Genomic DNA, 12,361 nt, shown 5'->3' on the forward strand with positions numbered 1-12,361 from the left:
ATAAATTATTGTCACAGCTTCATACATCCCTGTCGGCATTCTATGGATATAGTTAATAATGGCCGGCAGGGTGATAGAATATTATGACCGTTTCAGATATTCGTACCCTATCCGGCAATACAGGCATTTTTTCTTATCGCAATATTCTTTCTTTAATTGTATCAAAGCTTGGCTGTCGGCGGCATTGGAGGCTTTCATTCCGCATTGTTCCCACATGCGGGTGATATAATTGTTCTCCGCTTTCAATTCTTCCAGAAAACAGCCGGCACGTGCACAAAGTACACGATTCCCTTTATGCAGTCCGTAAGCATAGAGAAATGTCACTACCGTGTTGATAATGAGTAAATCCAGTGAGGTGTTACTTAGAGTCTTCGGACGGGAAGGGGAAGAACCGCCAAATGTATAATGAGTGAGCCAGTATTCTGACGTTCCTCCTTTCAGAATATCTCTGACACCTTGTAGTGTTTCCGTTTCCATGATGCGAGAGAGCAGTCCGTAGGCACGATGATAAAGACATGCCAACTGTGCAATCCGTATATGCGGAAAATTAGCAGGACGTAGCCGGAGAAAACGCCATAGGGAAGCATCCATCGGGATAAGTCCGAATTTATGCTGTAGATAGGTGTACTCTTTTTTTAGCCGGAGATAGTATCCGTCTCCATCAGAATCTTCCAGAATGCCGGCTTGTCCAAAGAAGATGGCTTCTATCTGGAAAAGGTCGTTCCGATGCTTGTCTACTGCCCGGAAGGGAAGCCGATGAGCCCAGGTTTCGAAAGCGTCTCCGTTCAGCCCGAAACCGAAATTACGTGCCAGTGTGATAAAAAAAGCATCTTCCCAATTGCCTTGACAACGTTTTAACCGTTCATTCAATAAGGTCGCTTTTTGCTCGAATCTTTCCATCTGTAAGGCAGTCATCCATGAGTGGGCGGTGAAAGGGGGGAGTGAAGGAATGATGCGGTAACAAGGGGGGTAGCTGTCTGTTTCCAACAGTTCCTTGTAGTTGGTGCGGACCGCTTCCGGGCAGATGAGTTGTATTTGGGGGATTCTTTCTCCATTGCTCCTGCTGATTTCCGTATCTATTTCGGAGGCTATATGCAGAATGACAGAGTTGTAACCGGCATCTGCATGATGTCCGTGTTTGAACCAGTCTGAAGATCTTTCATGTATCTCGATATTGCCTATCCAAAGCACACCGTCCAGCTTGAGCTTGGCATTAAAAAAATCGGGACCGGCGTCGGTATTCGCCAGTCCCGTATCTATAACTTCCACTTGTTGGCCGGTTGTTGTTTTCAGTTCTTTGAGAGGAAATATTTTATGTTTCCATACATAGTGTAATAGTTGTTCCATGTTAATGAGGTGTAAATGTTTGGCAAATGTAATGGTTTACAACGAAAAACGCTATCTTTGTGGCTGAAATAACATTCGTAATTATGAAAATAGCATTAATAGGATACGGAAAGATGGGCAAGGAGATTGAAAAGGTTGCAGTTGCCCGCGGACATGAGATTGTGAGTATTATAGATGTTGATAATCAAGATGATTTTAATTCGGAAGCATTTAAATCAGCAGATGTGGCTATTGAGTTTACTAACCCGATGGTGGCATATGATAACTATATGAAAACTTTTGCTGCCGGTGTCAAATTGGTATCGGGCAGTACCGGATGGATGGACAAACATGGTGATGAGGTGAAAGAATTATGCACGAAAGGTGGAAAAACCTTGTTCTGGTCGTCTAATTTCAGTCTGGGTGTCGCTATATTCTCTGCTGTAAATAAATACTTGGCTAAAATAATGAATAACTTTCCCGCTTACGAGGTTTCCATGACCGAAACTCATCATATTCATAAACTGGATGCGCCCAGCGGAACAGCCATCACGCTGGCCGAAGGAATTCTGGAAAATATGAACCGCAAGAGTAAATGGGTGAAAGGGACCATGGTGGCACCGGATGGAACCGTGTCGGGAACATCGGAATGTGCCGAGAATGAGTTTCCTGTAAATTCGATCCGTGAAGGGGAGGTGTTTGGTATTCATACTATCCGCTATGACTCTGAGGCGGACAGCATCTCAATTACCCATGATGCCAAGAATCGGAAGGGGTTTGCCTTGGGAGCTGTTTTGGCGGCGGAATATACATCCAGGCATGAAGGGTTATTAGGAATGAGTGATTTATTTCAGTTTTAAGATATGATAAGAGCAACACGTACACAGTGGATTAAGTTTGCCGTTGTTCTGGCGCTTTACCTGATATTTCTTGTCTGGTTGAGAAGCTGGCTGGGATTGGTGGTTGTACCGTTTATCTTCGATGCGTATATCACAAAGAAGATTCCATGGACTTGGTGGAGAGAGTCCAAGAACCGTCATGTAGTGACTGTCATGGGATGGGTGGATGCTATTGTATTCGCACTGGTGGCGGTATACTTTGTCAACCTCTATTTCTTCCAGAACTATGTGATTCCTTCTTCTTCGCTGGAAAAATCATTGCTGACGGGTGATTATCTGTTTGTGAGTAAAATGAGTTATGGGCCCCGTGTGCCTCAGACTCCGCTGCACATGCCGTTGGCACAACACACACTGCCGTTTTTTAATTGTAAATCATACCTTGAGCATCCACAATGGGATTATAAACGGGTGAAAGGTTTGGGGGATGTACAGTTGAATGATATCGTTGTCTTTAACTTTCCGGCCGGAGATACAGTTGCCACCGGTGTGCCCAATGATGATATTTACCGTCTGAGTTATGGCGCAGGCAAGGAGCTGGCAAAACCGGTGGATTTGGCTTCCATGACTCCGGAGCAGCAACGGGTGGTCTATGATTATTATTATCAGTTGGGACGGGAGTACCTGAAAGAGAATCCACAGAATTTCGGTGAGATAATCAGCCGTCCGGTAGACCGCCGTGAGAACTACGTGAAGCGGTGTGTGGGTTTGCCCGGACAAACGCTGGAGATAAAGGATCGTATTATTTATTTGGATGGTAAAGCTAATAAAGAGCCTGATAATGTGCAGTATCGTTATCTGGTGAAAACCAAGCGTCCTATTCCCGATGACCTGGCTCATGAACTGGGTATCAGCAAGGAGGATATGATGATGTATTATACGGATGCTTCTGTTTATAATATGCCTCTGACGGAAAAAGCGAAAGCGGGTTTGTTGGCGCGTAAGGATATTGTAGTCAGTATTGAGAATACACCGGCTGATGATGCGGGGGGCTTGTACCCGCTGAATATGTATAAGAACTGGACTACGGATAACTACGGACCTGTATGGATTCCCAAAAAGGGAGAGACGGTGAAACTCACGATAGAGAATCTTCCTGTTTATGAGCGTCCTATTCATGTTTACGAGGGTAATGAACTGGCGGTGAAAGATGGAAAGATTTATATTAACGGCAAGGAAACCGATGAGTATACTTTCAAGATGGATTATTATTGGATGATGGGAGATAACCGTCATAATTCGGCTGACTCCCGCTTTTGGGGATTTGTTCCTGAAGATCATGTGGTGGGAAAACCTATCTTTATCTGGTTGTCATTGGATAATGACCGTGGCTGGCTGGATGGAAAAATACGTTGGAACCGATTGTTTACCTTTGTAGATAACATTAAATAAATTGCGCATACCCTGTATTCCTGTATGGATAAAAGCAATGCTTACTGCTGTCATTCTGGTACTGTTGGTAAAGACATTTGCTTTCACCTCCTGCACCATTCCCTCTACCGGTATGGAGAATAGCCTTTATCAAGGGGAAAGGGTTTTGGTGAATAAGTGGAGTTATGGGTTTCGTGTGCCTTTTTCTATCTGGCGGTGGCTGGGAAAAACTGCCGGGAAAGGGGATATTGTGTTGTTCAACAATCCTAATCCACGGTCTCCTCAGACGTCGGTGGGCAATCGGGAAGTGTTTATAAGCCGTGTGGTAGGAGTACCCGGAGATACGTTGATGTTGAATGATGAACTGTGGGTGACCGACGAACAAGTGTTGAGCCCGGATAGTAAATCTTTGTATGTCTATTCTCATACGGAAGAAGAAACGATGCAGGCTGCCATGCAGCAAGTGAACATTCAGGGAAACAGGTTGGTGGGGTATGCCGAGGGGAAGTATATACGTACCTTCAGTCATTATGAATATTACCTGTTAAAACAAAAACTGGCGGGAAAAGTGGATTTGATTCCTCTTTATCATAAGGATATAAGCAAGAGCCATCCCTTTGTGATCCCGGAAAAAGGGAAACCTGTCAAGGTATATCCTTGGAATGTGACCTTGTTGTGCAATACTATTGTCCGCCATGAAGGGAGAGTGGCTTCTGTCAGGGGAGATACCCTGTATGTAGGGGAAAAACCTGTAGAAGCCTATACATTTAATAAAAATTATTACTGGATGGCATCCAATAATCCGGTGAATCTGTGTGATTCGCGTTTATTCGGCCTGGTGCCCGATGACCATTTGATCGGTAAAGCTTGGCGCATTTGGTTTTCATCCAGAAAAGGGCGCATTTTTCAACGAGTGCAATAATGGAGAATACGATATATTTAAGTTCGGCCTATCTGGCCCCGGTGGAATATTATACAAAACTGTTTGCCTGTGAGAAGGCCTATGTGGAACAGTATGACAATTATGTGAAACAGACTTATCGCAACCGTTGTGTCATTGCGGCAGCCGACGGTCCGCTGGCACTGACTATCCCTACGGAAAAAAGCGGTACACCTAAATGCCTGATGAAGGATGTCCGCATTTCGGATCATGGCAATTGGCGTCATATACATTGGAATGCTTTGGTGGCTGCATATAGAAACAGTCCTTTCTTTGAGTACTATGCTGATGATTTCCACGTCTTTTATGAAAAGAAATATGCCTTCTTGTGGGATTATAATCAGGAAATTTGTTCTTTAGTATGCGATTTGATCGATATTCATCCCCATATGGAAGGAACAACGGAATATTGCATGGAATTTGTTCCGGGTGAGGTTGATTTTCGTGAGACTATTCATCCGAAGCGTGACTGGCGTGAGGCGGATGCTGACTTTTGCCCTAAACCTTACTATCAAGTTTTTGATGCCAAATACGGTTTTCTGCCGAATTTGAGTATCGCCGATCTTTTGTTTAATATGGGGCCGGAGAGCCTGATTGTTTTGCGAGATAGTGTTAAAGGTATAAACCATAAAGAATAATATCATGAATAATTTGTTTAGTGTAAAAGACCAGGTGGTGGTAATCACCGGTGGAACAGGGGTTTTGGGAAAGGCTATTGCCGCCCATTTGGCAGAAGAAGGTGCCAAGGTTGTTATATTAGGTCGTAAGGCAGAAGTAGGAAATGCCATTGTAAACGAAATCAAGGCCAAAGGCGGGGAAGCCATGTTTCTTGTAACGAATGTGTTGGATGAGGCTATATTGGAGCAGAATCTGAAGGATATTCTCGCAGCATATGGTCGTGTAGATGCATTGCTGAATGCAGCAGGAGGTAATATGCCGGGTGCTACGATTGCTCCTACAGGAAATTTCTTTGATTTGAAAGTTGATGAGTTTCAGAAAGTGCTTAATCTGAATCTTACCGGAACCGTTCTGCCTACACAGGTATTTTTGAAGCCGATGGTGGAACAGAAGAAAGGGGCTATTGTGAACTTCTCTTCTATGGCGGCATTCCGTCCGATGACTCGTGTATGTGGTTATGCGGCTGCAAAGGCGGGAATCTCTAATTTCACTGCGTTCATGGCCAATGAAGTGGCTACGAAATTTGGTGAAGGCATCCGCGTGAATGCCATTGCTCCGGGATTCTTCCTGACCGAACAGAACCGTACTTTGTTGACAAACGAAGATGGTACATATACTCAGCGTGGTAATGATGTGATTCGCCAGACTCCGTTCAAACGTTTCGGTAAAGCAGAGGAATTGTGTGGAACCATCCAGTATCTCATCAGCGATGCCAGCAGCTTTGTAACCGGTACAGTAGCCGTAGTAGATGGTGGCTTCAATGCATTTGCCATGTAACAAGTCTTTAGTCTTTAATTCTCAATTTTTTTATTTGATATGATTTTATGTGAGCAAACATGGCGCTGGTACGGACCGAATGATCCCGTATCATTGTGGGACATCAAACAAGCCGGAGCAACCGGTATTGTCAATGCCTTACATCATATTCCCAACGGTGAAGTATGGACGGTAGAGGAAATAATGAAGCGCAAGAAATTGATTGAAGAAGCAGGATTAACTTGGAGTGTCGTAGAATCCGTGCCCGTACACGAACATATTAAGACACAGACAGGAGATTATCTGAGATATATCGAGAACTATAAACAGAGTTTGCGTAATCTGGCAGCATGTGGTATCTATATTGTGACTTATAATTTCATGCCTGTATTGGATTGGACCCGTACGGACCTGGCATATACGTTGCCCGATGGTTCCAAGGCATTGCGTTTTGAGCGGGCTGCTTTTGTAGCGTTCGATCTGTTCATCTTGAAACGTCCGGGAGCCGAAAAGGAATACTCGGCCGAAGAGATAGAAAAGGCAAAAGCGCGTCTGGCACAAATGGATGAGGAAGAAATTCATCGTCTGACACGAAATATGATTGCAGGATTGCCCGGTTCGGAGGAAAGTTTTACATTGGAGCAATTCCAAAATGAACTGGACCGTTACAAGGATATTGATGCGGACAAACTCCGCAATAACTTGATTTTCTTCTTGAAAGAAATTTGTCCGGTAGCCGATGAAGTGGGAGTAAAGCTCGTTATTCATCCGGACGATCCGCCTATGTCTATTCTGGGCTTGCCGCGCATTATGAGTACGGAGGCGGATTTCAAGCTGTTGGTGGAAGCTGTACCTAATCCGTCAAACGGACTTTGTCTGTGCTGTGGCTCATTTGGCGTATCTGCACAGAATGATTTGCCGGGTATCATGGAACGTTGGGGAGACCGTATCAATTTTGTTCATTTGCGCAGTACCCAACGTGATGCTGAAGGGAACTTTTATGAGGCGAATCATCTGGAGGGTGATGTGGACATGTATCATGTAGTTAAGAACCTGTTGAAAGTGCAGCAACGTCGTGGAATATCTATTCCTATGCGTCCGGATCATGGTCATCAGATGATAGATGATTTGAACAAGAAAACAAATCCGGGCTATTCTTGTTTGGGACGTATGCGTGGCCTTGCCGAGCTTCGTGGTTTGGAAAAAGGAATAGCGATGAGTATGGTGGCAGAGTAACTTCTTTTTAACATATAAAAATAAGACCTGAATGTCTTCCGGTATCCGGAGATCTTCAGGTCTTATTTTGTTTAAAGGCTGGATAATAGGGGCTTTCTAGACAAATACAGATATTAATTAGGGACATTCATTAAATATTACAAAATCAGCCAACTAATTCATACACAAAGTATTGCGAATTAGTTGGCTTTTTTGTATCTTTAGGTATTCCCCCGAAAATAAGATTTGACGGCCAAAACGGGGGAAATATCCAAACTAATAAGATATGGCAAAGATAGTGAATATTTCAGAAATTCACCCTACTTTGGGTTTTACAGAATTTGATATTCTGGAAAAATACCGCAAGAGTTTTAATGAGAGTGAGCTTGGCAAGCTTCATTCGGTCTTTCCGTTTGAATGTATGGCAAAAGCCGCCGGCCTGTCGGACCGGCGCCTGGGACGCAGGAACAGATTCAGTCCTTCCGCAAAGATCGCCCTTATGGTCCTGAAGGCATACACCGGATTCTCCGACAGGCAACTGGTGGAACATCTGAACGGGAACATACACTACCAGATTTTCTGTGGAATTATGATTCCCCCGTCCCTTCCCATAACCAACTTCAAGATAGTCAGTGCCATCCGTAATGAGATAGCATCCCGCCTTGACATTGATTCTTTCCAGGAGCTCCTGGCTTCACACTGGAAACCTTATCTTGATAACCTTCACGTCTGCATGACCGATGCCACATGCTATGAAAGCCACATGCGTTTTCCTACGGACATGAAACTCCTTTGGGAAAGCCTCGAATGGCTCTACAGGCATATATGCCGGCATTGCAGGGAGTTGGGCATAAGGCGTCCGCGCAACAAATACAGGAATGTGGCGGAATCCTATCTGTCCTACTGCAAGAAAAGAAAGAGGAGAGCTTCAAGGACAAGAATGCTTAAGCGCCGTATGATCAAGCTTCTTGAAAAGCTCCTCAGTCAAAGGGATGGGATCCATAGCGAGTACGGTGCTTTACTCCGATATACCCAGGATTATCATAAGCGTCTTTCCATCATCAGAAAGGTGCTTGTACAAGAAAAGGAAATGTTTGAAGGGCGGAAAGTCAGTGACCGCATCGTCAGCATTGACCGTCATTATGTACGTCCCATCGTCAGAGGCAAGGAAACCAAGTCCGTCGAGTTCGGTGCAAAGGTCAATAATATACAGATAGACGGCATATCGTTCATCGAACACCTCTCGTTCAAGGCATTCAATGAGGGTATACGCTTGAAGGACTGTATCCGTATGCAGCAGAAGCTTATGAATGTAAGGGTAAGATGTGTGGCTGCCGATTCCATATATGCCAATAATGCCAACAGAAAGTTCTGTACAAAATATGGGATATCCACATCCTTTGTGCGCAAGGGAAGGGCGGCCAAAGATGAGCCTTTGAGGAAGGTGCTTAGAAGCGAACTCTCAAAAGAAAGGGCAACACGGCTTGAAGGAAGCTTCGGCACTCAAAAGCAACATTACTCGCTCTCAAGGATAAAGGCCAGAAACAGGAAGACGGAAATACTGTGGATTTTCTTTGGAATACATACGGCAAATGCCATACTGATGATAGAAAAAATCAGAAACAAAACAGCTAAAGCAGCATGATATGATTTTACTCACAGAATCAGAAGAGGTCATCAGACTTCTTCCGGAACGTCATGTCCTGTCGGATAGAAGTATGTGAGAAAGCACGGAAAAATGACAATAAGAATGGCATATGAAATGGTCATGCCCTATCATCTTCATATGCCATCTTATTTTTTAGAGACATTTACTGAATATCCCTAATTAGACAAATAAAGAGGTGCTGGCGGAATGGGAACGCCTATATTTGCAACAGTTTTTAATCTAATTAATCCTTAAATTCTTTTATTATGAATAAAAAAATGAAACTGCTTTCAGTCCTTGGATTGGTGACAGCTATTCTGTTTTTGTTCTCGCCGATGGTGACAGCTCAATCCTTATCCATCAGTGGTAAGGTAATTGACAAAAACAGTCAGGAGCCTGTAATTGGGGCCAGTGTTTTAATTGAAGGAACCTCAAACGGTACGATAACCGATTTGGATGGTAATTTTATGCTTTCCAATGTTCCATCCAAAGGAAATCTAGTCGTGTCTTATATTGGTTATGCTACGCAAACTCTTCCAATCAATGGAAAAACTAGTTTCAGTATTGTCTTGGCTGAGGATACCGAAACGTTGGATGAAGTTGTTGTGGTAGGTTATGGTGTGCAGAAAAAAGTGAATCTTACCGGATCTGTCGCTTCTGTGAAAGGAGATGCGTTGGAACATCGTCCGGTAGTGGATGCAACACAGAGTTTGCAAGGTTTAGTTCCGGGTTTGTCAGTAAGCAATGGAGGATCGGGACGTCCTGGCGCTACCGGTTCGTTGAGTTTGCGTGGTCAAGGCAACTTGTCTGGAAATTCTGCTCCTTATGTATTGGTAGATGGTGTGGAAATGTCTCTTTCAGATGTAAACCCGAATGACATCGAGAATATTTCTGTATTAAAAGACGCGGCGGCTTGTGCTATTTATGGAGCACGTGCAGCTTACGGTGTGATTCTGGTGACAACTAAACAAGGTGAAGAAGGAAAGATGCGTGCCAGTTATCAAGGTACATTAGGATGGAGTGCTCCAACTGTGCTGCCGGATATGGTGAATTCACTTGACTTTGTGAAGTTTTGGAATGACGGTGTCAGCAATACAGGAGCTGCTAACCGTATGTATAGTGAGCAAAAAATAGCTGATTTGGAACAATATATGAGAGATCCGTCCAGTATTGACCCGTGGGGAGATTTGGCACCGGGTGAATCATTGAATGCCGCATTCGAAAACTCGGAACGCGGATTGGGAAATACGGATTATTTTGATCTGCACTATAAAAATTATAGCTTTAAGCATAACCATAATCTCAGTTTTAGCGGGGGTAGCAAGAAAGCACAATATTATGTTTCCGGAGGCTATTATAATGAGGACGGTATTTTGCGCTATGCTGATATGGACTATACACGCTATACGGTTAATGCCAATATCACTTCAGAATTGACTAAATGGTTGAAACTGAAATTCAACACTAAGTTTATGCATTCGGATAATAGGACTCCTTTTAATAATGAAGATCCGAAAACTGGACTTGACGGTGGTTTGAGTGAAGGATTTTATCATAGTTTGGCACGTTTCCGTCCTACGGTATCGGTTATTGACCCTAATGGACATTTTACGGAATTGTCTATGATTCCTTATTTGCAGAGTGGAACGTATACAGATACGCAACGTGACCGTTTTAATATCACTGCAGGTTTTGAATTGCAACCGCTGAAAGACTGGTTTATTTTCTTTGATTATACTTATAAGCAAATGAACTTGGAGTATGAAGCATTGAATGTGGCTCCCAGTATTTATGAGCAAGATGGGGTGACAATGACCAAAGTGGCGCGTTCTGAATTGGGAGTAGTGGAAGACGGTAAGTTTACACGTACTTATGGACGTACCCGTTATCAGACTATCAATCTTTATACAAACTACCAGTTCACTCTGAATGATCATCATAACTTTACATTAATGGGGGGGTATCAAGAAGAGGATAATGATTATAGCTATATGAAGAACTCTATTACAGGCTTGTATTCTACAAATAACCCTAATTTGGGTATGGGTACAGGTGATAAAGTGGTAGTGGATACTCGTAACGGATGGGCTACACGAGGCTTTTTTGGGCGTATCAATTATGACTACGACGGTCGCTATCTGTTGGAATTGAACGGCCGTTATGATGGGTCTTCTCGCTTTGCTAAAGGAAACCGCTGGGGATTCTTCCCTTCCGCATCTTTGGGATGGAATATTTATCGGGAGAAATTTATGGAACCGGCAGCCGATTTCCTTTCTAATTTGAAATTGCGTGTATCATATGGTTTGTTAGGTAATCAGGCAGATGCCGGTTTATATACTTTTGCTTCCAATATGTCACTGAATGGTGGTTTGGGAGGATATATATTTAGCGACGGTCGTCATATTTATACCAATCCCGCTCCTGTTATTGACCCGAATACTACTTGGGAGAAGGTGGAAAGCAAAAATATCGGATTGGATTTTGGTTTCTTTGGAAACGCTTTGACCGGAACCGTAGATATATTCCAGCGTGATACAAAAGATATGTTGGGACCGGGGCTGGAGTTTCCCGATATGTTTGGTGCGGTAGCTCCACAGGCTAATAACGCCCGTATGCGTAACCGTGGTTGGGAGTTGTCTTTGAATTATCGTGGAAAAATAGGTAACGATATTGATTATAGTGTCGGAGGGTCGGTTTCAGATGCTGTTTCCGAAGTGACGGAATATGCTAATGCTAAAAAGAATGATCCTTACGGAAGCTGGTATACAGGCCGTAAAGTAGGTGAAATATGGGGATATCGGGCCGAAGGTCTGATTCAGACACAAGAAGAAGCTGACGCTTACAATGCGGAGTATGATTTAAGCTATATCAGTGGAAAACTGTGGGAACCGGGAGATGTGAAGTATATAGATCTGGATGGCAATAAAGTCATTGACAGGGGAGACAATAGACTGGTGGATGGTGATATGGGAGACCAGACTATAATTGGTAATACAACCCCACGTTATCAGTACACTTTCAATGGATATATCAGTTGGAAAGGATTAAGTCTGAGTGTTATGTTCCAGGGTGTGGGCAAACGTGACTGGGTTGCCGGTGGCGCATATTTCTGGGGATTTGGACCTTATGCTCAAGTTACTGTTTTCAAGGAACATATGGATTATTGGAGACCGGACAATCCGGGAGCTTATTATCCGAAACCTTATATTAATTCTGCGGGTGGAGTAGCTCCTTATCAGGATAAAAATATACAGCGTACTGATTTGTATTTGCAGAATGCAGCTTATTGCCGGTTGAAGAATCTGACTTTAAGCTATGACCTGCCTAATGCATGGGTACACAAAGCTGGCTTGCAGAAAGTGCAGGTGTTCTTTTCCGGAGAGAATCTGTTGACATTTACCAAACTGAAAGGTATGTTTGATCCGGAAGCCATTTTTAGTTCCAACTCATATACAAGTGAGGGAGGAAAGAACTATCCGATGAACCGCGTATTGTCCTTAGGCTTTATTGTTAATTTATAATTTTGATATC

9 protein-coding genes are annotated in these 12,361 nt (G+C 43.5%); 8 read left to right on the plus strand and 1 reads right to left on the minus strand.

Features of this window, described 5'->3' with window-relative positions:
- Positions 1–81: 81 nt before the first annotated feature.
- Positions 82–1,347 (minus strand): DUF2851 family protein, encoded by a 1,266-nt coding sequence (locus BVU_RS06350; RefSeq protein ID WP_011965111.1) that lies wholly within the window; start codon positions 1,345–1,347, stop codon positions 82–84.
- 83 nt (positions 1,348–1,430) lie between these two features.
- Here BVU_RS06350 and dapB point away from each other — a divergent pair, with 83 nt between their 5' ends.
- From dapB to BVU_RS06390, 8 genes are all read left to right on the plus strand, one after another.
- Positions 1,431–2,186: a 4-hydroxy-tetrahydrodipicolinate reductase gene (gene dapB / locus BVU_RS06355; protein ID WP_005849815.1), complete on the plus strand. Its 756-nt coding sequence runs from the start codon at positions 1,431–1,433 to the stop codon at positions 2,184–2,186.
- A 3-nt stretch (positions 2,187–2,189) separates the two neighbouring features.
- Positions 2,190–3,614, plus strand: coding sequence for a S26 family signal peptidase (locus BVU_RS06360; RefSeq protein WP_005849813.1), 1,425 nt, complete (start codon positions 2,190–2,192; stop codon positions 3,612–3,614).
- A gap of 37 nt (positions 3,615–3,651) precedes the next feature.
- A complete protein-coding gene (gene lepB / locus BVU_RS06365; RefSeq protein ID WP_005849811.1) occupies positions 3,652–4,515 on the plus strand; it encodes a signal peptidase I in 864 nt (287 codons plus the stop codon).
- Complete coding sequence (locus BVU_RS06370; protein ID WP_011965112.1) at positions 4,515–5,171, plus strand: WbqC family protein; 657 nt, start codon at positions 4,515–4,517, stop codon at positions 5,169–5,171. Before lepB ends, BVU_RS06370 begins: the two co-directional genes overlap by 1 nt.
- A gap of 4 nt (positions 5,172–5,175) precedes the next feature.
- The gene (locus BVU_RS06375; RefSeq protein ID WP_005838725.1) at positions 5,176–5,988 is read left to right on the plus strand and encodes an SDR family oxidoreductase; all 813 of its coding nucleotides are present in this window, start codon (positions 5,176–5,178) and stop codon (positions 5,986–5,988) included.
- A 39-nt stretch (positions 5,989–6,027) separates the two neighbouring features.
- Positions 6,028–7,203, plus strand: a complete 1,176-nt coding sequence (gene uxuA, locus BVU_RS06380; protein ID WP_005849805.1) for a mannonate dehydratase — start codon at positions 6,028–6,030, stop codon at positions 7,201–7,203.
- Positions 7,204–7,468: 265 nt separating this feature from the next.
- Positions 7,469–8,827, plus strand: a complete 1,359-nt coding sequence (locus tag BVU_RS06385) for a transposase (RefSeq protein ID WP_008667781.1) — start codon at positions 7,469–7,471, stop codon at positions 8,825–8,827.
- A gap of 269 nt (positions 8,828–9,096) precedes the next feature.
- A complete protein-coding gene (locus BVU_RS06390) occupies positions 9,097–12,351 on the plus strand; it encodes a SusC/RagA family TonB-linked outer membrane protein (RefSeq protein WP_005849803.1) in 3,255 nt (1,084 codons plus the stop codon).
- Positions 12,352–12,361 lie beyond the last annotated feature (10 nt).

It is taken from the genome of Phocaeicola vulgatus ATCC 8482, assembly GCF_000012825.1.
Lineage (GTDB): Bacteria > Bacteroidota > Bacteroidia > Bacteroidales > Bacteroidaceae > Phocaeicola > Phocaeicola vulgatus.